This window comes from Streptomyces sp. S.PNR 29 (assembly GCF_030386795.1).
Lineage (GTDB): Bacteria > Actinomycetota > Actinomycetes > Streptomycetales > Streptomycetaceae > Streptomyces.
Map to the genome: position 1 here is coordinate 876,313 of NZ_JANUQM010000001.1, position 22,323 is coordinate 898,635.

Sequence of the window (22,323 nt, forward strand, 5' to 3'; positions counted from 1 at the left end):
CAGCCACCGACTTGGAGACGTCCATGGGGACTTGGAACGTCGGCCCGTTCGACAACGACCACGCCGGGGACTTCGCGCACGACTACTCCCGGCCCGGTCCCCTCACCCGCCTCGACGCCGGGCAGGCAGAGCTCCTGGACGGGCTGCCGGAGGACCCGGTCGGGATCTGCGCCGCCGTGCAGGGCCTGGTCATCCAGCCGGCCGACGCCGCCGCGCTCGGCGTTGCGGACGAGCGGCCGGCGGAGCGGAACATCCGGCCGGTGAACCGGCTGATCGCGGCGCTCACCGCCCTCGACCCGGCTCCCCTGTGTCAGGCCCGCATACCCGAGCAGCGCGTGGTGGGCACGTGCAGGCACTTCGCCACCCTCGCCTGTGCGCTGCTGCGGGCGCGGGGCATCCCCGCGCGGGCCCGCTGCGGCTTCGGCACCCGTTTCCAGGAGGGACGCGGTCTCGACCACTGGGTCACGGAGTACTGGAACGCCGGCGAAGGGCGCTGGGTGCGCGTCGACACCGAGCATCTCGGCCACGGCTTCGCCGAGCGCCCGGAAGACCTCGCGCCGGGCGAGTTCCTGACCGGCGGCGAGGCGTGGATCCAGTACCGCAGGGGTCTGATCGATCCGCGGATGTTCGGGGTGGCCGGCACCGATCACGCCTGGGGCCCGGCCGAGATCAGCGGCAACGCGGTGCGGGACCTCGCCGCGCTGTGCGGGCTGGAGATGCTGCCCTGGGACGAGTGGGGCCGTATGACCGAGGCCTACGAGGGCAGGACGGGGCCCGACTACGACGAGCTCATCGACACGCTCGCCGAGACCTGCGCGCAAGGCGACCCGGCCGCCCTGGCCCGCCTGTTCGCCGACGAGCGTCTGGCGGTGCCGCAGCATCTGCTGGTCTGACCGCCGACCGGAAACGGTGGGCACCTCGTACCCACTTATTTGTGCGTACTTGGCAGAGGGCCGCCCCCGGCCGACCCTGGATGCGGGCGAACGGTGCGGGGCCGGGTCCGAAGAGGACGGAGGTGGCGGTGGACTCAGGAGGCCGACCGGGCCTCGGCCAGCTTGTCCAGGCGGCGGTGGCCCCAGTCGGAGAGCGGGGCCAGCGCCTCGGCGAGTTCACGGCCGAACTCCGTCAGGGAGTACACGGTCTTCAGCGGTAGCTCGTCGTACACCTGGCGGTGCACCAGCCCGTCCGTCTCCATCTCGCGGTGGCGCGCGCCGGTCCTCGGGGCCGCTGTGCAGGCCGCGCGCATCACGCCCGCCGATGTCCATGACCTGCTCGCGGCCCAGCAGGTCGGCCAGCGTGGTCGTGGGAATGTCGTCGAACTCGTCGGTGTCGGACATGACTTGACCCTACGCCCCACCGGCCCGACCCCGGTGTCGCCTGGACCGAGTGACCGCCTGCTCACCTGCTCGCCTGCTCGCCTAGAACGGCAACGGCCGCCCGTGCACCACCTCCAGCCGGGACACCGCCCGCGTCAGTACCACGTACAGCCGGTGCAGCCCCCGTTCCTCCGCCTCCGCGATCGACGCCGGCTCGACGGCCACGACGTGGTCGTACTCAAGCCCCTTGACGACGCTCGCCGGCACCACGGCCACCCGGGCGACCAGTTCCTCGGGACCCGCCGCGTCGATCCCGGCCGCGTCCAGGGCCTCCCGGACCCTGGGCACGTCCGCGTCGGCGGCCACGACCCCGATGGAACCCTCCCGGCCCAGGGCGTCCCGTACGGCTGCCACGACCCCGGCGGGCACATCCTGCGTCTCGCGGATGCGCAGTTCCCCGTCGCCGCGCAGGGAACGGGCCGCGGGGACGTCGACGTCCAGCCGCCGGAGCAGCCGGTTGGCGAGGGCGACGACCGCCTCCGGCACCCGGAAACCGGTGGTCAGCGGCACCACGGCCGCGTCCGGCTTCCCCAGGTGCGCGAGGACCGTCTCCCAGGACCGGGCCGCCCACGGTGTGGTCGCCTGCGCCAGGTCGCCGAGCACGGTGAGCGAGCCGAAGGACGCCCGGCGGGCGATCGCCCGGCACTCCATCGGGGAGAGGTCCTGCGCCTCGTCGACGACGACATGGCCGTAGCCCCCGGGGTGCTCGATCAGCCCCGCGACCTCGTCGAGGAGGACCAGGTCGGCGTCCGACCAGCGCGCCGACTTCCACGACCGCGGTGGCCTCGGCCACAGCACGGCCTTCTGCTCGTCGGCGTCGAGCAGCCCGTCGGCCGCCTCCTTGAGCACCGCCGGATCCCCCAGGAGCCCGGCGACGACCTCCTCCGGCCGCACCCGCGGCCAGACGGCGTCGAGGTACGCCCCGACCTGCCGCGCCCGCTCGATCCTCCGCACCCAGGCGCTGGTCCGCGGCCCGCCCCGCCGCTCGGCCTGGTCCTGCACGCACCGCACGATCCGCGAACGCACCCGCTCCCGCCCGACCTCGTACGGCGGTTCCTCCTCCCGCACCCAGGCCACGATCCGCGTCAGCTCGTCGGCGGGGACCCGCCAGCGGTAGGAACCATCCGGTACGGCAAGGCCGTCGCCGTCCGCCGCGCGCACCCGCGCGTACAGGGCCCGGCGCAGTACCCCGGCCATCCGGACGTCGTGCTTGACGGCGGCTGCCTGATCGGAGTCGGTCCCGGCGACCGGGTGGCGCGCGATCTCGTCCCGCAGCGTCGACTGCCGTACGCCGGTCTCGCCGAGGGCGGGCAGCACCTCGGCGATGTAGGAGAGGAAGGTGGGGTTGGGCCCGAGGATCAGCAGTCCCCCGCGCCGGATGCGCTGCGGGTGGGTGTAGAGCAGGTAGGCGGCGCGGTGCAGGCCGACGGCGGTCTTGCCGGTGCCGGGAGCGCCCTGCACGCACACCGAGACGGCCAGGTCGCCGCGTACCAGGTCGTCCTGCTCGGGCTGGATGGTCGCGGCGATGTCCCGCATGGGTCCCACGCGGGGCCGCTCGATCTCCCGGGCGACGATGTCGCTGGCCCGGGACTCCCCCCGGTCCAGGTGCTCGTCCTCCAGGCCGGTCAGGTCGGCGGAGTCGCCCCGGCTGCCGGGCGCCCAGCCGAACCGCCGCCGCACGGCCACGCCCTGCGGGTCGTGGGCGCCGGCCTGGTAGAAGGCGCGGGAGACGGGAGCACGCCAGTCGACGACGAGGGGCGGGGCCGCCGGGTGCTCGGTGATCCGCAGCCGGCCGACGTGGTAGTGCTGCCCGGCGTGCTCGCCGGCGCCCGGCGCGAAGTCCAGCCGGCCGAAGAACAGCGGCCCTTCGGGCAGTTCCCGCAGCGCCTTGGCCTGGCTGCGCAGCCGGTAACCGAGGACTTCGGCGTCGGCACCGGAGGCGGAGACGTCCTCGCCGGTGACGACCTGTTCCCGGGCGCCTTCGACCATGGCGGTGAGGGCGGCGCGGCAGTGGTCGTGGTGGGCGCGTTCCTGGGCGAGGGCGTGCTGGAGGGCAGGGTCGGGTGACGTCATTCCGGCGAGCGTACCGGAATAACGTAACCGAGTTAAATTTTTTACTCAGTTGCCTGATGCGGGGACAGGTGCGGCAACCCCGCCGCCAGCAACGCGAACGCGCGCTCCGCCGCGGCCACCGCGTCCGCCCGTACGTCCGCCACCCGCTCCCCGGCCGCGATGCGCCGCCAGTTGTCCTGCGCGAGGATCCGCTGGACGGCGACGATCTGCCCCGCGGCCAGCCGCGCGTCCAGCCCGCCCCCGAGAGCCTCGGCGAGCGCGGCCTCCGACCGCTCCAGTTGCCCGTGCAGGCGCGCGACCAGAGCGGGTGTCCCGTAGAGCAGCGTATGGAAGGCGAGCACCTCCGGATCGTCGTTCAGCCCGGTGATCGGATCGGACCGCTCCAGCCCGTCGAGGAAGTGCCGCCGCAGCGCCTCGACCGGTGAGGGCCCCTGCCCCACGACCCGCGCGGCCTCGCCCTCGTGGTCGGCGATCCGGTACAGGACGAGGTCCTCCTTCGACGGGAAGTACCGGAAGAGAGTCGGCTTGGAGATCTCGGCCGCGGCCGCCACCTCGGCGACGGACACCGCGTCGAACCCCTTCTCCACGAAGAGCCGGATCGCGAGGTCCGACACGACCCGGTACATCCGCTGCTTCTTGCGCTCACGCAGGCCGATCCCGCTGCCGCCCTCGTTCCCGCTCCCCTTGCCGATCTCCTTCATGACCAGCGAGCTTACGCAGCTCCGACGGGGCGGCGTCCGCCGTCACCGGGCGCGCGCATGACCCGCCGCCTCAAGGAGCAGCGGCGCGAGCGACCCGATCACATACAGGGAGGAGCCCATACAGGACAACCAGTCCAAGGGCCGGATCAGGACAGCGTCAGGTCCGTCGTGACGGTCTCCCACAGCGCGTCGAACCACTTCTGGGACTCGTCCACGAACGCGGCGTCCCGCTGACCGGCCGCCTTCTCGAAGGAGAAGAGGAGGGACTCGGTGCCCCTCACGTCGTACAGGTCCAGCGCCCCGCTGTCGGTGGCCGCCGCACGGCGGGTGACCATGTAGTACGCGATCAGGGCCTGCTCGCCGTTGAGCAGGTACAGCTTCACCGGCGGCGTGAACGGCAGCGCCCGGAAGGTCACCGTCACGTCGATGCCCTGCGTGCGCAGGGTGAGGAGGTTGTGGCGCAGGACGTGCCCCTGAGCGTTGCGTACGGCCAGCCAGCGCCGGCGCACCGCGTCGTCGCCATCGCCGCGGCCCTCCACCGGGGCCGGGAAGGCGAGGTCGATGTCCCGGGACGGCAGCAGGACGCGGAAGTCGATCTTCTCCGGGCGGATCTCCCCGCTGTGGATCAGCCGGAGCGGTTCACCCAGGGACGGGATGAGGCTCTCCGCGGTGAGGCAGGCAGCGTCGATCCGCACGTGCCGGGCCGCGAAGGCCTTGGTCAGGCTCGGGGCCAGGGCCACCATCGTGGGCCGGGGCTCGTCGCGGGCCGGCGCCGGTTCGGCGACCCGCGGCGGACTGCCCTTGCTGACGTTGCTGAGCAGGCCGTCCTCCTGGAGCGCCCGCAGAGCCTGACGGACGCTGCCGCGCTCCACGCCGAACTCCTCGGCCAGTTCGGCCTGGGTGGGCAGGCGGTCCCCGGCCCTGAGGTCCCCGGTACGGATGCGGTCCCGCAGTACGTCGGCGATCTCCTGGGGCGAGAGCCTCCTGCTGCCGTTCACTGCCACGCTCTCCTCCGTCACGACAGAACCGTACAACCCCACCCACTTGAGGGGAGTTTGCGGAAGTTGTTTAAGGATAACCGCCAAGTAGGAACAACTTAGCCATAGTTGGTAACCAACTTATCCAAGTTGGTCTGGATCTTCGGCTGTTCGCCGCCGAAGGGAGGACGCACCCTCCCCGCTCTAAGGAGACACCACCGTGTCCGTGAAAGCCCTCGTGTTCGGCATCGCAGGAGCCACTTTCGAACGACTGCTCCAGTGGAAGTACGGCGCTGCCGGCATCCTCTGGCTCGTGCTGCTGGTGATCGGCATCAAGGCCCGCAACCACACGTGCAGCAGCATCGGCGCGGTGGCGCTCGCCCTCATGGTCTCCAGGCCGGCGCTGTGATCCGGCGGCGGCCGTCAGTCCGTCAGCGGCAGGTCCGTGCTGATGGTGCTCCAGAGCGACTCGAACCACCGACACGACTCGTCCACGAACGTCGTGTCCCGGCGTCCGGCGTCCCGCTCGAAGCCGAACAGCATCGACCGGGTGCCCTCGACGTCGTAGACCTCCAGTTCCTCCTGGCCGATCTGCTTCTCGCGGAGCGTCGGCGTGTAGTAGGCGAAGAGCGCCTCCGCGCCGTTGAACACGTACAGCTTCACGGGCGGGGTGAAGGGCAGCGCGCGGAAGGTGACGCTCACGTCGATCTGGTGAGTGCTGCGCAGGGCCAGCAGATTGTGCTCCAGCACCTGCGCCTGGGCCAGCCGCCTGGACCGCTGGTGCCGCTGGAGCCGGCCGGCGGCGACGGGGTCCACCGGCGCCGGGAAGGCGGGGTCGATCTCGCTGCTGGGCAGCAGGACGCGCACGTCCACCTTGGCCGGTTTCAGCTCCCCCTCATGGATCTTTCGCAGGGCTTCGCTCATGGCGAGGTTGAGGGACGTCGACATCAGGCAGAGGGCGCTGATCTCGACGTGCCGGGCCTCGAATGCGGCCGTCACCCTCGGTGCGAGCGCCACCAGCGCCCCCCGGGGCGGGGCCGCCGGGCCGCTGAGGGCGCCACGCGAGTCGGCGACCGTGGCCGGGCTTCCCTTGGACACGTTGGTGAGCAGGTTCTCGGACTGCAGGATGCGGAGCGCCTGCCGTACGGTGCCGCGCTCGACGCCGAAGTCCCGGGAGAGCCGGGCCTGCGTGGGCATGCGCTGCCCCGGCCGCAGTTCGCCGGATCTGATCCGTTCGCGCAGTACGTCCGCCACTTCTCGGTGCGACGGCCGCGCTGTCTTCTGCCCGTTGAGGGCCGCGCTGTCCGAGGTCACCTTGGCACATTACAACTTTGCGCCATCTTCGTGCAGTTGCCCAACCGGTGGTTACCGGACACTTCCAAGAAGACACAACCAAGGATAAGTTGGCTACCAACTTGGTCGACATGGTTGCACTTTCCGATGGTTGGTCTACTCCACCGTCCCGGAAGGATGGACCCCGTGCCCCTCATCGCTCTCGCCCTCGCCGCCCTGGCCATCGGATTCGAGCAGTTCGTGCAGTCGAAGTTCGGAGCGATGGGCATCATCGCCCTCGTCGCGCTGTCCCTCGGCCTCAAGGCCAAGAACCCCCTGCTCAGCGGTATCGGGGCGGTGATCCTCGTGATGCTGCTCGCCCCGTCCGGCTGACCCCGGGATCCGCTGGCCGGACTCCCTTCCGGAGGGGAGCCGGGAGCCCGGCCGGTCAGGCACAACCGAACAACAACAGAACACGCGCAAGCACGCTACGGATGCGCACACCCGTCGTCGGCAGAAGGGAGCACCGTCAGAACATGTCCGGGCACCACGGTCGCCCGGGCGTACGCAGCAGGGCGTCGGCCTTACGGGCGGCGCCCGCTCGTTCTTCCCGCACCCGGCCCAGCGCCGCCAGCCGCACCGCCGACTGGTCGCCCAGCCACAGGGTCGCCAACTCGCCGGCGCCCAGCGTGAGGTCGGCGCTGTCGGTGGTCGGCGCGCAGGACGCGCCCTGCGCCGAGGCGTCGAGCCGGAACCGCCCGCCGGTCATGCCGTCCCCGTCGACGACCTCCAGCACCAGCGACCCCGGCCCCTCGTACGTCCGCGCCTCCAGGGCCCGTACGACGTCCAGGATCCGTACCCACAGCCAGTCGGCCTGCGTGGTGATCGCGGCCGCGCGCGGGTCGGGCAGGAAGAACGGGAGCAGGTCGTCGGGGGAGCGCCAGCCGGTCTTCACCTTCACGACCCAGTCGATCGAGCAGAGGTAGTGCCACAGGGCGCGCTCGGCGGCCGGGGTCACCCCGATCAGCCAGTGCACGCTCGCCGTGTTCAGCGGCTGCTTGCCATCGCCCCACGCTTCGTCGGCGGAGTAGGACACCAGGCCCTGAACCTCGCCGCCCGCCGAGCGGTAGACGGCGTAGAAGGGCTCGGTCCACGACGGGAAGAGCCGTACGGCTCCGGTGTTGGCCTGCCACCACAGCTCGTCCCGGCTGACGGCGCCCGGCTGGATGCGGCGCAGCCGCTCGTGCAGCTCCGGGCCGAGCTTGCGGACGTCCTCGGCGTCCAGGAGGTCGATACGGCCGCCGTCCTCGGGGCCGGACCAGCGCGGGTCGAGTCCGGTGCGCGGCACGTCGATCGTCCACTCGGCCATCGTGGTGGCGGGGCCGAAGCCGTAGCGGCCGTAGATCGGGTACTCGGCGGCGATCAGGGTCGCGACGACGTCCCCGCGTTCCTTCGCGGCCGCCAGGTCCATCGCCATCATGCGGGTGAGCAGGCCGCGGCGGCGGTGGGTGGCGCTGACGGTGACGTTGGATATGGCGTCGGCCGGGACGGGGGTGCCGCCGACGGTGGTGAGCTCCTGCGCGAAGGAGCGGAACGTCGCGACACAGCGGGCGTTGTCGAAGGCCCCGAGGAGACGGCCCGGCACGAACTGCCTGCGGCGGGCCTCCAGCTGTTCCTCGCCGACGACCGGCTCCCGCAGGAAACCTGTGTTCAGGGCGCGGTTCCAGTCCGGCAGCTCGGCTTCTGTGATGGGGCGTACGTCGATGTCGGAGCGGGGGGTCATGGCCCCACGGTAGGTGTCCGGCGCCGTCACGTCGCGAGGTTTTCCGACGCGCCGTCAGAACACCGCTCGAACCTCCCCCACCTCAAGCCCCCCACCCCACAACGGCGTCCGGCCGATCCGCTGCACCACCGGTGACCGGAGCCCCATCAGCGTCAGGGCACGCGCGAGGACCGGAGCCAGTGCTCGTGCCGAGCCGTCCTCCACCTTGAAGGCGAGGGCGCGGCCGTCGGGGAGGGCCACTGCCTGGACGGCCTCGGCGCCCATCTTGGACAGGGTGCCGGGGAGCTCGCGCATCAGCCAGGTGTCGTGGCGGCGGGTGCCGGCGACGTACTCGGGGTGGGCGCGCATGGCGTCGGCGACGCGGCGTTCGGGGGTGCCGGGTTCGGCGAGCACGAGGGAACGGTAGGCGCGGGCCAGGCCGGTGAGGCTGATCGCCATCAAGGGGGCGCCGCAGCCGTCCGTGCCGACGGCCGCGACCTGCTCGCCCGCCGCGTCCTCCACAACCCTGTGGATGAGCCGCTGCAGCGGGTGCGCCGGGTCCAGGTAGGTCTCCAGCGGCCAGTCGCGCAGCCGGCTCGCCGCCAGCATGGCCGTGTGCTTGCCGGAGCAGTTCATGGTGATGCGGTCGCGGGCAGCACCCGACGCCAGGTACGTCTCCCGCTCCTCCGCGTCCAGCGGCAGGTCCGGCGGGCACTGCAGACGGTCGGCGCCCAGGCCGTGCTCGTCCAGCATCTTCGCGACCAGGTCGCGATGGAACTGCTCCCCCGAGTGGCTCGCCGCGGCCAGCGCCAGCCGCTCCCCGGCCAGGTCGAGGCCGGCCCGCAGCACCCCCGCCGCCTGCATCGGCTTGTTGCAGGACCGTGGGAAGACGGGTTCCGTCACCTCCCCCAGCGCCAGCTCCACGGCGCCGTCCGCGTCCAGCACGACCAGACTGCCCCGGTGCCGTCCCTCGACGAACCCGGAGCGGACGACCTCCGCGAGGACCGGAGGCAGGGGGGACAGGGCGGGCGTGGACATAGGCGGGGCCCCTCCGACGTGGGACGACCCGCCCGGAGCGGGCCCGGGAGCACCGGGCCCTGACGATCACACGAGCAGGTCGTCTACTTGCGCTTCCCCTTCACGGTACCGACGGGCGATCTCCGCACTGCAGCCGTCGGCCGTGCGCTGCAGCCGCTGCCGGCGGCGGGACACCTGCTGCTCGTACCGCACCAGCCGCCCCATCGCGGTGTTCAGCTCCAGGTCGGTGCGTGCCTTCAGGTCCGACAGCTCCACCTCGGCGAGCATCTCCGCCGCCAGCCCCCGGGCCTCCTCGCCGTGCGGAGTGCCGAGCGTCACATGGCGGGCCGAGGAGCGGTGCCGGGCCGGGGTGTCCCTGAGGATCTCCGCGAGCCGCTCGACGACGGACTCCTCCCGTGGCGCGGCGACGGACGCGTTCTCCCCCGGCGAGCGCCGCTTCAGCTCCGCCCGCAGGATGTCGATCCGCCCCTGCAGCAGCCGCCGTACGTAGCTCAGGTCGGCCTCCTCGCGCTGGGCGTCCCGGCGCAGGGTACGCAGCTCGGGCAGGTTCAGCTCTCTCAGGTCGCGCTCGGGAGGATCCGCGGGCATCGGCGGGCTGTCGGTGCGCTGCACGGGCGGCCGGGGCATTTCCAGGCCTGCCGCGTGGGCCAACGAGACAGCCCCCAGGGGCTGCTCGGTGCTCGGTGTGCTCATGTGTGTCTACCGTCCCCTCGACCGGCGTCTGGGAGCATCGTGCCACCCCAAGTGCCCACGATGGGACGGAGTGCGCCCGATCCGCCCCAGATGGGGGCTTACGGAGTGAAAAGAAAGCTAAAAGATCATCCGTACGGGCCGCCTGACGTCACCGTGCTGCCGCACGGCATCATGGCCGCATGCGTGCAGTGGTACAGAGGGTGGACGGCGCGAGCGTCGTCGTGGACGGCGAGACGGTGGGGGCGATCGAGGGCGAGGGGCTGTGCGTCCTCGTCGGCGTCACCCATGACGACACCAAGGAGAAGGCGGCCCAGCTGGCCCGCAAGCTGTGGTCGGTTCGCATGCTCCAGGACGAGAAGTCCTGCAGCGACATCGACGCCCCGCTCCTCGTCATCAGCCAGTTCACGCTCTACGGCGACGCCCGCAAGGGCCGCCGCCCCACCTGGAACGCGGCGGCCCCCGGCGATGTCGCCGAGCCGCTCGTCGACGAGGTCGTCGCCCGGCTGCGCTCCCTGGGCGCGACGGTCGCCACGGGCCGCTTCGGCGCGCAGATGCGGGTGTCGCTGACCAACGACGGCCCGTTCACCGTCCTGATCGAGGTCTAGGTCCCCGTCCCCCCAGGGGGCCTAGGGCTCCACGACGACTTCCTGGGCGGCGGCCGTGTCCCCCGCCACCAGACGTGCTTCCAGCGGCACGTTCCGCTTCACCAGGGCCAGGGCGACCGGGCCCAGCTCGAAGTGGCGTGCGGACGTCGTGACGAAACCGACCTTGCGGCCGTCGGGGCCGTCGTCCGCGAGGCGGATCTCCGTGCCGTGGGCCGGCAGGTGGACCTCGCTGCCGTCGAGGTGGAGGAAGACGAGCCGGCGCGGGGGCTTGCCCAGGTTCTGGACGCGGGCGACCGTCTCCTGTCCCCGGTAGCAGCCCTTCTGCAGGTGCACGGCGGTGCCGATCCAGCCCAGCTCGTGCGGGATGGTGCGGTGGTCGGTCTCGAAGCCGAGGCGCGGGCGGTGGTGCTCCACGCGCAGCGCCTCGTACGCCAGGAGCCCGGCCGGCGGCCCGGCCTTCTCGGCGTACGACTCCAGCTCCACGCGCGGGAGGAACACGTCACGGCCGTACGGCGTCTCGCGGACGACGGCCCCCTCCGGCACCTCGGTGATCGAACCGGCCGGCAGGTGCACCACCGCGAACTCGCCCGTCCGGTCGGCGACCTCGACCTTGTAGAAGAACTTCATCGACTCCAGGTACGCGATCAGCGCGTCCTGGGTGCCGGGTTCGACGTGGGCCCAGACGGTCGAGCCGTCGTCCACCAGATACAGCGCGTGCTCGATGTGGCCGTGCGCGGAGAGGATCAGCGCCTCGGTGGCCCGGCCCGCCGGGAGTTCGCTGACGTGCTGGGTGAGCAGCAGATGCAGCCAGCTCAGCCGGTCCTCACCGGAGACGGCGACGACACCGCGGTGGGAGAGGTCCACGAAGCCCGTGCCGTCGGCGAGGGAGCGCTGCTCGCGGAACAGGTCGCCGTAGTGGGCGGCGACACCTTCGTCCACGCCCTCGGCGGGGACGGCGCCGGGCAGGGTCAGCAGAGGGCTTTTCATATGCCTAGCCTACGACTCGGTAGTTGAACCCTTCAGGGAACAGTCCTTGCAGCGGCCGAAGATCGCGAAGTGCTTCAGGTCGGTGTCGAAGCCGAAGGTCTCGCGCAGCTTGGCCGTGAACTCGGTGGCCACGCTCAGGTCGGCCTCGATGACGTTGGTGCAGTCGCGGCAGACCAGGTGGATGTGGTGGTGCCGGTCGGCGAGGTGGTACGTCGGCGCGCCGTGCCCCAGATGCGCGTGGCTGACGAGGCCCAGCTCCTCCAGGAGCTCCAGCGTGCGGTAGACGGTGGAAATGTTGACCCCCGACGCCGTCTTCCTCACCTCGGTGAGGATGTCGTCGGGGGTCGCGTGCTCAAGGGTGTCCACGGCTTCGAGCACAAGCTGCCGCTGCGGGGTCAGCCGGTAACCGCGCTGCCTGAGGTCGCTCTTCCAGTCGGTGCTCACCACAGCAACGAGTCTAGAGCTACTTGAAGAAGGCGATCCCGTCGTCCGGCAGGTCGTCCGGGAGGGCCTTCGCCCAGCGCTCGACCTCCTCCGGGGTGACGACCTTCTTCAGGTGCGCCGACATGTAGGGGCGCAGCTCGACCTCGGGGGTCTGCTTCTCGCCGACCCACATCAGGTCGCTCTTGACGTAGCCGTACAGGCGCTTGCCGCCGCTGTAGGGGCGGGAGGCGGCCGTGCGCGCCACCGCGTCCGTCACCAGGTCGATCTGCGGCTTCTTGTCGGCGAGCTCGCCGTACCAGATCTCGATGACGCCGTCGTCGCGGGTCATCGTCACCTCGACCTTGCGGTCGGCGTCGATCCGCCAGAAGCCGTGCTCGGACTCCAGCGGGCGGACCTTGTTGCCGTCCTTGTCCAGCACCCAGGTGTGGGAGTGGTACTCCAGGAAGTCCCGGCCGTCGTGCGTGAAGGTGACCTCCTGCCCGAAGTTGCACTTCTCGGAACCGGGGAAGTCGTGCACGCCCGCGCCTGCCCAGTTGCCGAGCAGAAAGGCGAGGGGGACGAGGTCCTTGTGGAGGTCGGACGGGATCTCGATCATGAGCAGCTCAGCAGTCTCGTACGTCGGTGCGGTCGGTCAGCGCTGGCCCTGGTACAGCTTCTTCACGGTCAGTCCGGCGAAGGCGAGGACGCCGACGGCGACCAGGACCAGCAGGATTTCGAAGAAGAGTTCCACGGGGTGCTCCTTGCTGAGCGAGGGTGGGCGGGTACACAAGGCCGGGCCCCAGCTTACGCGGCCGGGGCCCGGGGCTCGGTGTGAGGTCAGCCGAGGAGCTGGCTCTGCAATGTCACCGTCTGCTGGAACGGCACGGCCTTCGCACCGCCCTTGCGGGACTGGAGGATCACGGCGAGGGTGTCGCCGGCGGCGAGGTACGCCTGGCGGACCTGTTCGGCGCCGTAGGGCTTGGACTCGGTGTACGCGTAGCGCTCGATCCCCGCGATCCGGGCGGCGGGCGGGAAGTCCTCGTCGGCGACGGCCGTCTCGGCCCCGCGCACCGGGTACTTCGGCTCGCTGTAGGGAGCCAGGTCGGTCCGCAGCTCGTCGGTGACGGCCCCGGTGTCGAACTGGAGCAGGTAGATCCGCGTCCGCGTGCCGTCCGGTGTGGTCCAGCCGCGGGCGGCGATGTGCCGCAGTCCCCACTCGGTGAGCATCTGCCCGTACTCCGCACGGTCGTCCTTCGAGGAGAACTCCGCCAGGAAGTCCTTCGCCGCCAGCCAGCCGTCCGTGCCGCGCAGCGCCTTGTCCTGCGTGGCGCCCTCGGGCGCGGGCAGCACGAGGGCCCGCAGGTCGGCGTAGTGGGTGCCGGCCGAGTTCTCCGCGGCGAGCGGGCCGGGACGGCCGGAGGGCAGCGGCGGCCGGATGAGCGTGGGAAAGTCCCAGCGCCCGTCCGACTCCGTCGCCAGCCCCGGTACGTCGGTCCGCTCCATGCGGGTGATGCCGTACGCGGTCGCCGCGCCGACCGCCGCGAAGACGGCCACGGCGGCGGTCCAGCGCAGCAGGGCACGCAGCGTCCGGCGGTCCTTCCGGGCCGGGGGCGGTGGTACGAGGGGCGGCCCCTCCGGCAGCGGAGGCACGACGAGGTGGTGCTGCTCGGTCATACCGCCTCCCCCGGATCCGCGATGCGGTCGAGCTGTTCACGGAGCAGCAGGGCGGCCCCCTTGGTGTCGAGTGGCCTGGCGGCGTCCGCGGTGGCGGTCACCAGGACGTCGCCCACGTACGCCGAGCAGAACATCGACTCCAGGTCCTCGTCGGCGTCCTTCGGCGGCAGGAAGCAGTGGGCGTTCTGGTGGCCGTCGATCGCCGGGCCCTTGCGGAAGACTCCCAGCGCGTCGAGGAACTCGTTCTGGAAGCTCACGTTGTTCCGCGCGGCCGCCCTGCTCTCCATGCGGGCCAGCACGATGCTCATGGTGAAGGCCTTCTTGGTGTACGTGTAGGAGAGGTTGTCGGTGCTGAGGTAGCTGCGCATCGCCATGCCCGTGACGCGCTGCCTGTCGATCTCCTTCTCCAGCCGCTTGCGCTGGCTGCGCGGCAGGTCGCTCAGCGCCTCCTTGCGCAGGGCCGTCGCCTGGTCGCCGCTGAGCTCGGCGTCGGAGCCGTACGCGCCGAGGTCCGGGCCGCGGCCCCAGCCGCCGGTCCCGTACGGCACGAGCATGCCGGCGAGGCCGGTGGACCGCTTCCCCGCCGCATCCTTGTCGTCCTTCTTGTCCCGCACCGGGTCCTTCGGGAACTCCCAGCGCGGGGCGCCCGCGTCCCGGTCGGCGTTCTGCACGGCCACGGCGGTGTAGCCGGCGCCGCCGAGGACGGCGAGCCCGAGCAGCGCGGACGTGGCGACGGCGGCGGCCCGGCCCCGGCGTGCGGGTGGTTCGGCGGGCTCGGGCGCCGGCACGGCCGGCTCGGCCCACTCGGACGGGTTCTCGCTCACAGCCGCTCCATCTGCCGCTCGGCCAGGTCCATGATCTTCCCCTTGGAGACCGGCCCGGTGTCCCAGGTGAAGATCTCCACGGCGATGTCGCCGCGCCACATGAAGGCCTCCGCCGTGTACTGCGGCAGATAGCCCGGCTCGGTGTGGGGCCGGGTGTGGACGTACACCCGGCCGGCGGTCGTGCCCGGAACGGCCCAGCTCCTGGTGCCGGGCTTCGCGTCCGCCCAGTACTTGGCGTCCTCGCTCGCCTCCATGGCCGCGGGGCGCTCCTCCTGCCGGTACTGGATCAGGCGGACCTCCACGCCCTTGCCGTCGCCCGTCTCCCAGCCGGTGACGGCGGCGCGGCGGAACTCGTCGTAGACCAGTTCGCCGAACATGTCGTTCGGGCTTTTGTAGGTGTCCGCGTAGGCGGCCAGGTCCAGCCAGCCGTCGTCGCCCGTCAGGTACTCGGCCTCCTGGGCTCCGCGCGGCTTCTTCAGCAGCAGCTTGCGCAGGTCACCGTCGGTCTTCACCCGCCGGTCCTGCGCGGCCGACAGCGGCTCGGGGCCGTCGCCCTTCGCCTGGGCCAGCTCGGGCTGTGACAGCGAGGGCAGCACGGTGGGCTCCCGGTCGGCCTGGACGAGGTAGCCGGCGCAGGTGCCGCCGACCAGGCCGAGCGCGGCGGCGGCAGCGATCAGCAGCGCGGTGCGTCCGCGTGGACGCGGGCGCGGTCTTTCTTCTTCGGTGTCTTCCACGGGGTCCCCCACCGGAACGTGAGACGCGCATTCCAGTTGTGCGCGCGCACAGAAGACCCACAGGCAGTGCCCGAAGTTGTAGAGGACCTGATTACGATTCGGTCATGGCGAAGAAGCTCGTGATCAAGGTGACGGCGGGGGCCGATGCCCCCGAGCGCTGCTCGCAGGCGTTCACGGTGGCGGCGGTGGCCGTGGCCAGTGGCGTGGAGGTCTCCCTCTGGCTGACCGGCGAGTCGTCGTGGTTCGCCCTGCCGGGCCGGGCCGCCGAGTTCGAGCTGCCGCACGCGGCGCCGCTGCCGGACCTGATCGAGTCCCTGCTGGCGGGCGGCCGTATCACCCTGTGCACGCAGTGCGCGGCCCGACGCGAGATCACGGAGAAGGACGTCATCGAGGGCGTGCGGATCGCGGGCGCGCAGGTCTTCGTGCAGGAGGCGCTGGGGGACGAGACGCAGGCGCTCGTCTACTGACCGCCGGGCCGGGCGTCCACGTAGAGGCAGAACGGGTGGCCCGCCGGGTCCAGCAGCACCCGCACATCGGACTGCGGCTGGACCGCGGCGAGCCGCGCGCCCTCGGCGACCGCACGGGCCGTCTCCGCCTCCAGGTCGTCGACCTCGATGTCGAGGTGGATCATCATCTGCTGCCGGTCCGGGCGACTCGGCCAGTCGGGAGGGACGTAGTCGGGCTCGGTCTGGAAGGACAGGCCGGTGCCGCCGTCCGGCGGCCGGATGTGCACCCAGTCCGGGCCGTCCTCTCCCCGCCACACCCTCCAGCCGGGCAGCAGCCGCAGGTAGAAGGCGGCCAGCTCGCGGGCGTCCGGCGCGTCCAGTGTCGCCGCCGTCAGGCGCATGCGTCCCCCTGCTTCAGCGTCCGCGCTTCTTGCCGTCCAGTTCGTCCCACCACTCGTCGGACTGCGGGTCGCCGGAGGGGTCGTCCCACCAGCGGTCGTCGGGACCTCGGCGGTTGGCGACCATCGCGGCCAGCGGCGGGATGACCATGGCGACCAGGCACATGCCCACGGCCACCGGGACGGACCAGATGCGCACGACTCCCCAGGCCAGGACGAAGAGGGCGATGCACGTCCCCATCATGGCGAAGTACCGGTGGCGCCGCCGCGCGTACATACCTCAACTGTAGGTCGGCAGAACGCGGAAGGGCCGCACCCCGGATGTCCGGGGTGCGGCCCTTCGCCGCTGCGGGTCTGTCTCAGACCGCGATCGCGACCTCCGCGAGACCGCCCTTCTGGGCGACGACCGTGCGGTCGGCGGTGGCGCCGGGCACGAGGGCGCGAACGGTCCAGGTGCCCTCGGCCGCGTAGAAGCGGAACTGTCCGGTCGCCGAGGTCGGCACCTCGGCGGTGAACTCGCCGGTCGAGTCGAGCAGACGGACGTATCCGACCACCGGCTCGCCGTCGCGGGTCACCTGGCCCTGGATCGTGGTCTCACCGGGCTTGATCGTCGAGGGGTCCGGGCCGCCGGCCTTCGCTCCACACATGTCGTACTCCTGAAGAGAGGTCTTGAAAGGTCGGTGGGGGGTTGCTTACTTGTTGGCGCCGAGCTCGATCGGAACGCCGACGAGGGAGCCGTACTCGGTCCAGGAACCGTCGTAGTTCTTGACGTTCTCCACGCCGAGCAGCTCGTGCAGGACGAACCAGGTCAGCGCGGAGCGCTCACCGATACGGCAGTAGGCGATGGTGTCCTTGGACAGGTCCACGTTCTCCTCGGCGTAGAGCGCCTTGAGCTCCTCGTCCGACTTGAACGTGCCGTCGTCGTTGGCGTTCTTCGACCACGGGATGTTGCGGGCGGTCGGGACGTGGCCCGGACGCTGCGACTGCTCCTGCGGCAGGTGCGCCGGAGCGAGCAGCTTGCCGGAGAACTCGTCGGGGGAACGCACGTCGACCAGGTTGTGCGAGCCGATGGCCGCCACCACGTCGTCGCGGAAGGCGCGGATCGCGGTGTTCTGCGGCTTGGCCTTGTACTCGGTCGCGGCGCGCTCGGGCACCTCCTCGACCAGCTCGCGGGCGTCCAGCTCCCACTTCTTGCGGCCGCCGTCGAGAAGCTTGACGTTCTCGTGACCGTACAGCTTGAAGTACCAGTACGCGTACGACGCGAACCAGTTGTTGTTGCCGCCGTAGAGGATCACCAGCGTGTCGTTGGCGATGCCCTTCGACGACAGGAGCTTCTCGAAGCCCTCCTGGTCGATGAAGTCGCGGCGGACCGGGTCCTGGAGGTCGTCGGTCCAGTCGATCTTGATCGCGTTGCGGATGTGGTTCTTGTCGTACGCGGACGTGTCCTCGTCCACCTCGACGATCGCGATGCTCGGGTCGTCCAGGTGCTCCTGAAGCCAGTCGGCGTCGACCAGGACGTCGCTGCGGCTCATGCTCTTTCTCCTCCGGGGCAGTTGCGGCGGGGCGTGCGAGTGAGGGGGTGCGCGGTCGGGCGCCGGGCGGCGCACGCGCACGGGTGCCCTGGGCAGGGCGAGGGGGTGAGCGCGGAAGGACGTACTTCCGCTCAGAAGCTGCGACAGAGCATGGCGGCAACGCGGCACAGGTCCACTGCCCGCCGCTTCGTGAGATCCGCCTGTCGCTTCATAGCTGCCGATCGTAGGGACGGACGGGTGGGCGTGTCACCGGCGTGTCGCATTCTGAGACGTGATTGTCCGGGATGCGGGACGAGAAAGGCGCCCGGGCCGCGATCGCGCGGCCTTCGGGCGCCTGTATCTGTCGTCACATCTGCGGTACGGACGGGGGCGTCTCGCCTGTCGGACACTCTGGGGGCTGGGCCCCGGTGTCTCGGTCGTCCTACCCGGCCAGCTTGACGTTCGAACCCTTCACCGTGATCTCGACGCCGCTCTTCGCCGCCTGGACCTTGTCGAGCCGGATGCCGCCGGGGAGCCCGTCGATCTTCTGCTCGAAGTCGGTGATCTCCCGGATGCGGGACTCGGCGAGTTCGACGCCGCCGAACTTGGGCAGGGTGTCGGCCTTCACGCGGACGGTGTCGCCGTCGACCACCGTGACCGAGCTGAGGACGTAGACGGGGTTCGGGAGCTTGGTGCCGAGCACCGTGGCCTCGACCTCGACCTTGATCTTGCCGTTGCCGCCGTCGGAGAGGCCGACGATGCTGGCGGTGACGCCGGGGGCGACCTGGGTGGGTTCGGACTTGGCGGTCTTCAGCAGCTCGTCGTAGGCGACGGTCGCGGTGCCGGTGGCGGTCGACGCGGTGGCGGAGCTGAAGTTGCCGGAGAACTCGACGCCCTTCATGTCCGCCTGGAGGCCGTCGATACGGATCTTCTGGGCGCCGTCGCCGGTGGCGGCCTCGTAGTCCTCGATGCCGACCTGGACGTCGTCGAGGCTGCCGGCGGCGAGTTGGGTGAGGAAGGGGAAGCCCTTGATGGCGACGTCCGGGGTGGTGCTGAGGTTCTCGCTGGTCTTCAGCTTGCCCGCGGCCTCGTCCTCGGCGAAGTTGACCGCTACGCGGTCCAGGATGACGAACAGGCCGCCCAGGATCACGACGAGGATCAGAAGTATTCGCAGTGCGCGCATGCGGGGTCCCCCACCGAGGCGGTCGTTCACAACGGGTGTCGACCGAGGGTAACCCTGGGGTGGTGGGTGATCGGGGAATTGTCGATCATCTGTGACAGGGGAGGCGTCCGGTGCCGGGGTCCTGTCGGGGGGGTCGCCCCCGCCGCCCCTTCCCTTCCCGTCCCGTCCCTGGGGGCTGCGCCCCCAGACCCCCGCTTCGGCCTGAACGGCCTCGTCCTCAAACGCCGGACGGGCTGCATGTCACCGGCCGGCGCCATGGACGGCGACCTCGGCCACACCCCGACGGGCGCAGCCCCTCACAGGCGCGAGCCCCCAGCGGCAGGCGCGGTTGGGGGCGGTGGCGGATTCAGGTCAGGGCCCTGCCCAGGACGTACACCGCCGGTGCCGCAGCCGCCAGAGGCAGGGCGACTCCTGCGGTGAAGTGGACGAAGCGGGACGGGTAGTCGTAGGCGGCGACGCGGTGGCCGGTCAGGGCGCAGACTGCTGCTCCGGCGGCGAGGAGGGCGGCCGGGGTGCCCAGGTCGGTCAGGGTGCCGACCGCGATGCCGGTGCCCGCCGCCGCGAGGAGGGCGGCGATCACCGAGGCCGGGGTGGGGAGGGGGAGGGCGCGGACCAGGACGGCCGCTGCCACCGCGACCGCGCCCACCATGACCGCGTGCGCGTCGGCGGCGAGGTAGCCGGCCGCGATGACGGCCAGGGCCGACGCGGCGACCGTCGCCATCAGGCCGTACATGCGTTCGTCCGGGTCGGCGTGCGAGCGGAGTTGCAGGACGAGGGCGAGCAGGACCCAGACACCGAGGGTGCCGAGGATCGCGGCCGGAGAGCGGTCGGACACGAGCAGCGCCGCGTCGGCGACCAGGGCACCCGCGAAGCCCAGCGCGATGCCCTGCCGGGCGGGCCACATGCCGTTCAGGCGGAACCAGCCCGCCGCGGTGACGGCCTGGAGGATCACCAGCGGGACCAGGAGGGCGTATGTGCCGACCGCCGCCGCGCCGGCCAGCAGCAGACCGAGCAGGGCCGTGAGCGCCGCCGGCTGGATCCCCGGCTCGATGATCGGCGAGCGGCCCTCCGCGCGGGCGCGCTGGGCGTCGGTGAGCCGGGCGTTCCCGCCCAGGGTCGCCGGGCCGTAGTCGGGGGCGGGGGCAGGGGCCGCCTCAGGGGCCTGGGGCCTGTACCTGCCGGGTTCCGGCGCCGGCGGGGCGGGAGCGTAGCCGGGCGTCTGTGTGTAGGGGGCCGGCTCCTGGTAGCCCTGCGGCGGCAGATACGCCGTCGTCTCGGCCGCGGAGACCGGCTGCTGCATCTGGGTCTCCCAGGTCTGCCCCTGCCACTGCTGCGTGTACTGCTGGGCGGCCTGCGGGTCCTCGTAGCCCTGCTGGGCGGGCCACGCCTGCTGCCGGTACGGGTCGTAGGCCCCGTGTCCTTCCCCGTACGGCGGGTTCGGCTGGTGCGGCTGGTTCGGCTGATTCATCGTCGGTCATCCTCCTGCGAACGGCGGGAGCACCTCGACCGTGCCGCCGTCGGCCAGCCGTACCGTCTCATGTCCGCGGGTGCCCACGGGGTCACCGTCGACGAGGAACGAGCATCGCCGCAGGACACGCGCCAGTTCCCCGGGGTGTCGCTCGCGCACCGCGTCGAGCGCCCCGGCGAGCGTGGCCGCCTCGTACGGCTCCTCGGCCACCCCGGCCGCGGCCTTGGCGGCGGCCCAGTAGCGCACCGTGACCTTTGGCATCCGATTCCTCAATCAGTCGTGTTGGACACCGCTCAGGCTAGCCCGCCCGGGCAGCGGCCCAGTCCCCGATCCGGGCCAGCAGGTCGTCGCCGGCCGCGTTCTCGGCGTGCCCCATGCCGGGCTCCAGCCAGAGCTCGCAGGTGTCACCGGCGGCCGCGGCCAGCATGCGGGGGTGGTCGACCGGGAAGTAGCCGTCCCGGTCGCCGTGCACGATCAGCAGGGGCGTCGGGGCGATCCTCGGCACCGCTTCCACCGGGGAGAGCGGGACCGGGTCCCACCCGCGGTGGTGGATGCGGGTGCGGAAGCCGTAGCGGCCCACCAGGCGGCCCTCCGGGCGCGTCACCAGCCAGTGGAGGCGTCGCATGGGGGCCGTGCCCCGGTAGTACCAGCGCGCCGGCGCGCTGACGGACACCACCGCATCCGTGTGCGCGTCCGTGCGCCCCTCCTGCCCCGGGGCGTACAGCGCCGCGTGCCGCAGGGCCACCGAGCCGCCCATGGAGAAGCCGACGGTGGCCACGCGCGCGTGCCCCTGCTCCCTCGCCCAGGCGACCGCGGCCGCCAGGTCGAGCACCTCGCGGTCGCCGACCGTCGAGCGGCCCCCGGACGCCCCGTGGCCGCGGAAGGAGAACGTGACCACCGCCCCGTACCGGGCGAACGCCGCCGCCACCCGGCGTACGTGCGGACGGTCCACATCGCCCGTGAAGCCGTGTGCGATCACGAACGCCAGGTTGCCGGGAGGCGGCCCGGAGGCGTCGTATACAGCCGCTCCCGGGTCGTATACAAGTTCGATGCTCACCCCGTCGGACGTGCGCAGAAACGTTCGGAACGGTGTGCGCGCGGTCGTCTCGGATTGCGCAGGAACGGTGGATCGCGCCACATGACCTGCCGAACCGGTGCTCATGTCGGCTATTCTGCTGGGCAGAGGACTCGGGCAGCGTAGCCCCCGGGTCCTTTTGTGCTTTCGGAAGCGTTGTATACGACGCGGGAAACCGCAGGTGTACGGGGCCTTCGGGATCGCAGAGCAGTTCCGTACCGCACACGTCCTCGCAGGGACCGAGGAGGAACCAGACGTATGAGTTCTCTGCTGCTCCTGACCAACGCCCTCCAGCCGTCGACGGAGGTGCTCCCCGCCCTCGGCCTGCTGCTGCACAATGTGCGCGTGGCCCCGGCGGAGGGACCCGCTCTCGTCGACACCCCCGGCGCCGACGTCATTCTCGTCGACGGCCGCCGCGACCTCCCGCAGGTGCGCAGCCTGTGCCAGCTGCTGCGTTCCACCGGCCCGGGCTGCCCCCTGATCCTGGTCGTGACGGAGGGCGGTCTTGCCGCCGTCACCGCCGACTGGGGCATCGACGACGTGCTCCTCGACACGGCGGGCCCCGCCGAGGTCGAGGCGCGGCTGCGGCTCGCCATGGGCCGTCAGCAGATCGTCAGCGACGACTCCCCCATGGAGATCCGCAACGGCGACCTGTCGGTGGACGAGGCGACCTACAGCGCCAAGCTGAAGGGCAGGGTCCTGGACCTGACCTTCAAGGAGTTCGAGCTGCTGAAGTACCTCGCCCAGCACCCGGGCCGCGTCTTCACCCGCGCCCAGCTGCTGCAGGAGGTCTGGGGCTACGACTACTTCGGCGGTACCCGGACGGTCGACGTCCACGTACGGCGCCTGCGGGCCAAGCTCGGCCCCGAGCACGAGTCACTGATCGGCACCGTCCGGAACGTCGGTTATCGATTCGTCACCCCCGAGAAGGGCACCGCCGGCGACGAGGCGAAGGCCAAGGCAGGCTCCGGCAAGACCACCGCAGACGCGGACGAATCGGACGAGAAGGCCGCTCTGGACGCCGCCGAGGTCCGCGCCGAGGCGTGATCGGCGCTCGGGCAGGCGTTGCTCGCGCACATCAGAGCCGCATCCAAGCTCTGATA

At 71.5% G+C, this 22,323-nt stretch carries 27 protein-coding genes and 2 pseudogenes; 6 read left to right on the forward strand and 23 right to left on the reverse strand.

Annotated features, from left to right (window positions below; all coding sequences use genetic code 11):
- The first annotated feature begins 23 nt into the window (after positions 1-23).
- Positions 24-893, forward strand: a complete 870-nt coding sequence (locus NW895_RS04275; RefSeq protein ID WP_289933776.1) for a transglutaminase domain-containing protein — start codon at positions 24-26, stop codon at positions 891-893.
- Positions 894-1,027: 134 nt separating this feature from the next.
- Here the strand turns inward: NW895_RS04275 and NW895_RS04280 are convergent.
- The 5 genes and pseudogenes from NW895_RS04280 to NW895_RS04300 all read right to left on the reverse strand — a co-directional run.
- Positions 1,028-1,201: pseudogene (locus tag NW895_RS04280) on the reverse strand (helix-turn-helix domain-containing protein); the annotation flags it as partial.
- A 46-nt stretch (positions 1,202-1,247) separates the two neighbouring features.
- Positions 1,248-1,337 (reverse strand): annotated as a pseudogene (locus NW895_RS04285) (RraA family protein); the annotation flags it as partial.
- 81 nt (positions 1,338-1,418) lie between these two features.
- On the reverse strand, positions 1,419-3,449 hold the full coding sequence (locus NW895_RS04290) for an AAA family ATPase (RefSeq protein WP_289933777.1): 2,031 nt from the start codon (positions 3,447-3,449) through the stop codon (positions 1,419-1,421).
- Between the two features lie 41 nt (positions 3,450-3,490).
- Complete coding sequence (locus NW895_RS04295) at positions 3,491-4,150, reverse strand: TetR family transcriptional regulator (protein WP_289933778.1); 660 nt, start codon at positions 4,148-4,150, stop codon at positions 3,491-3,493.
- A 146-nt stretch (positions 4,151-4,296) separates the two neighbouring features.
- The gene (locus NW895_RS04300) at positions 4,297-5,148 is read right to left on the reverse strand and encodes a winged helix-turn-helix domain-containing protein (RefSeq protein WP_289933958.1); all 852 of its coding nucleotides are present in this window, start codon (positions 5,146-5,148) and stop codon (positions 4,297-4,299) included.
- Positions 5,149-5,347: 199 nt separating this feature from the next.
- Between NW895_RS04300 and NW895_RS04305 the strand changes: the two genes are divergently transcribed.
- Positions 5,348-5,536, forward strand: coding sequence for a hypothetical protein (locus NW895_RS04305; protein ID WP_289933779.1), 189 nt, complete (start codon positions 5,348-5,350; stop codon positions 5,534-5,536).
- A gap of 14 nt (positions 5,537-5,550) precedes the next feature.
- Here NW895_RS04305 and NW895_RS04310 read toward each other — a convergent pair whose 3' ends face one another.
- Entirely contained in the window at positions 5,551-6,441 is an 891-nt protein-coding gene (locus NW895_RS04310) for a winged helix-turn-helix domain-containing protein (RefSeq protein ID WP_289933780.1), read from the reverse strand.
- A gap of 165 nt (positions 6,442-6,606) precedes the next feature.
- Between NW895_RS04310 and NW895_RS04315 the strand changes: the two genes are divergently transcribed.
- The gene (locus tag NW895_RS04315; RefSeq protein WP_289933781.1) at positions 6,607-6,792 is read left to right on the forward strand and encodes a hypothetical protein; all 186 of its coding nucleotides are present in this window, start codon (positions 6,607-6,609) and stop codon (positions 6,790-6,792) included.
- Between the two features lie 136 nt (positions 6,793-6,928).
- Here NW895_RS04315 and NW895_RS04320 read toward each other — a convergent pair whose 3' ends face one another.
- The 3 genes from NW895_RS04320 to NW895_RS04330 form a co-directional block, all read right to left on the reverse strand.
- Positions 6,929-8,182 (reverse strand): GNAT family N-acetyltransferase, encoded by a 1,254-nt coding sequence (locus NW895_RS04320; protein WP_289933782.1) that lies wholly within the window; start codon positions 8,180-8,182, stop codon positions 6,929-6,931.
- 54 nt (positions 8,183-8,236) lie between these two features.
- Positions 8,237-9,199: an asparaginase gene (locus tag NW895_RS04325; protein WP_289933783.1), complete on the reverse strand. Its 963-nt coding sequence runs from the start codon at positions 9,197-9,199 to the stop codon at positions 8,237-8,239.
- A 66-nt stretch (positions 9,200-9,265) separates the two neighbouring features.
- Positions 9,266-9,892, reverse strand: coding sequence for an aerial mycelium formation protein (locus NW895_RS04330; protein ID WP_289933786.1), 627 nt, complete (start codon positions 9,890-9,892; stop codon positions 9,266-9,268).
- Positions 9,893-10,071: 179 nt separating this feature from the next.
- On the opposite strand from NW895_RS04330, the gene dtd reads away from it, so the two are divergent.
- Entirely contained in the window at positions 10,072-10,497 is a 426-nt protein-coding gene (dtd, locus tag NW895_RS04335) for a D-aminoacyl-tRNA deacylase (RefSeq protein ID WP_289933787.1), read from the forward strand.
- Between the two features lie 21 nt (positions 10,498-10,518).
- Here dtd and NW895_RS04340 read toward each other — a convergent pair whose 3' ends face one another.
- From NW895_RS04340 to NW895_RS04365, 6 genes are all read right to left on the reverse strand, one after another.
- A complete protein-coding gene (locus NW895_RS04340) occupies positions 10,519-11,484 on the reverse strand; it encodes a folate-binding protein (RefSeq protein ID WP_289933788.1) in 966 nt (321 codons plus the stop codon).
- A 9-nt stretch (positions 11,485-11,493) separates the two neighbouring features.
- Positions 11,494-11,931 (reverse strand): transcriptional repressor, encoded by a 438-nt coding sequence (locus tag NW895_RS04345; protein ID WP_289933790.1) that lies wholly within the window; start codon positions 11,929-11,931, stop codon positions 11,494-11,496.
- Between the two features lie 16 nt (positions 11,932-11,947).
- The gene (locus NW895_RS04350) at positions 11,948-12,523 is read right to left on the reverse strand and encodes an FABP family protein (protein WP_289933791.1); all 576 of its coding nucleotides are present in this window, start codon (positions 12,521-12,523) and stop codon (positions 11,948-11,950) included.
- Between the two features lie 221 nt (positions 12,524-12,744).
- The gene (locus NW895_RS04355; protein ID WP_289933792.1) at positions 12,745-13,581 is read right to left on the reverse strand and encodes a hypothetical protein; all 837 of its coding nucleotides are present in this window, start codon (positions 13,579-13,581) and stop codon (positions 12,745-12,747) included.
- Positions 13,578-14,405: a hypothetical protein gene (locus NW895_RS04360; protein ID WP_289933793.1), complete on the reverse strand. Its 828-nt coding sequence runs from the start codon at positions 14,403-14,405 to the stop codon at positions 13,578-13,580. Before NW895_RS04360 ends, NW895_RS04355 begins: the two co-directional genes overlap by 4 nt.
- On the reverse strand, positions 14,402-15,139 hold the full coding sequence (locus NW895_RS04365) for a hypothetical protein (RefSeq protein WP_289933794.1): 738 nt from the start codon (positions 15,137-15,139) through the stop codon (positions 14,402-14,404). The genes NW895_RS04360 and NW895_RS04365 overlap by 4 nt, the downstream gene beginning before the upstream one ends.
- Positions 15,140-15,243: 104 nt before the next feature.
- On the opposite strand from NW895_RS04365, the gene NW895_RS04370 reads away from it, so the two are divergent.
- The gene (locus tag NW895_RS04370) at positions 15,244-15,606 is read left to right on the forward strand and encodes a DsrE family protein (RefSeq protein WP_289933795.1); all 363 of its coding nucleotides are present in this window, start codon (positions 15,244-15,246) and stop codon (positions 15,604-15,606) included.
- On the opposite strand, the gene NW895_RS04375 is transcribed toward NW895_RS04370, so the two are convergent.
- From NW895_RS04375 to NW895_RS04410, 8 genes are all read right to left on the reverse strand, one after another.
- The gene (locus NW895_RS04375) at positions 15,600-15,986 is read right to left on the reverse strand and encodes a VOC family protein (protein ID WP_289933797.1); all 387 of its coding nucleotides are present in this window, start codon (positions 15,984-15,986) and stop codon (positions 15,600-15,602) included. The genes NW895_RS04370 and NW895_RS04375 overlap by 7 nt on opposite strands.
- A 13-nt stretch (positions 15,987-15,999) precedes the next feature.
- Complete coding sequence (locus NW895_RS04380) at positions 16,000-16,260, reverse strand: DUF3099 domain-containing protein (protein WP_289933798.1); 261 nt, start codon at positions 16,258-16,260, stop codon at positions 16,000-16,002.
- A gap of 82 nt (positions 16,261-16,342) precedes the next feature.
- Entirely contained in the window at positions 16,343-16,630 is a 288-nt protein-coding gene (locus NW895_RS04385; RefSeq protein WP_289933799.1) for a DUF1416 domain-containing protein, read from the reverse strand.
- A 45-nt stretch (positions 16,631-16,675) separates the two neighbouring features.
- Positions 16,676-17,515, reverse strand: coding sequence for a sulfurtransferase (locus tag NW895_RS04390; RefSeq protein WP_289933800.1), 840 nt, complete (start codon positions 17,513-17,515; stop codon positions 16,676-16,678).
- Between the two features lie 421 nt (positions 17,516-17,936).
- Positions 17,937-18,677, reverse strand: a complete 741-nt coding sequence (locus NW895_RS04395) for a DUF2993 domain-containing protein (RefSeq protein WP_289933801.1) — start codon at positions 18,675-18,677, stop codon at positions 17,937-17,939.
- A 346-nt stretch (positions 18,678-19,023) separates the two neighbouring features.
- Positions 19,024-20,145 carry a hypothetical protein gene (locus tag NW895_RS04400; RefSeq protein WP_289933802.1) on the reverse strand — a complete coding sequence of 374 codons (1,122 nt, stop codon included), beginning with the start codon at positions 20,143-20,145 and terminating at the stop codon, positions 19,024-19,026.
- 6 nt (positions 20,146-20,151) lie between these two features.
- Positions 20,152-20,406 (reverse strand): MoaD/ThiS family protein, encoded by a 255-nt coding sequence (locus tag NW895_RS04405; RefSeq protein ID WP_289933803.1) that lies wholly within the window; start codon positions 20,404-20,406, stop codon positions 20,152-20,154.
- Between the two features lie 37 nt (positions 20,407-20,443).
- On the reverse strand, positions 20,444-21,307 hold the full coding sequence (locus NW895_RS04410) for an alpha/beta fold hydrolase (RefSeq protein WP_289933804.1): 864 nt from the start codon (positions 21,305-21,307) through the stop codon (positions 20,444-20,446).
- A 171-nt stretch (positions 21,308-21,478) separates the two neighbouring features.
- Here NW895_RS04410 and NW895_RS04415 point away from each other — a divergent pair, with 171 nt between their 5' ends.
- Positions 21,479-22,267, forward strand: a complete 789-nt coding sequence (locus NW895_RS04415) for a response regulator transcription factor (protein ID WP_289933805.1) — start codon at positions 21,479-21,481, stop codon at positions 22,265-22,267.
- The last annotated feature ends 56 nt before the right edge of the window (positions 22,268-22,323 follow it).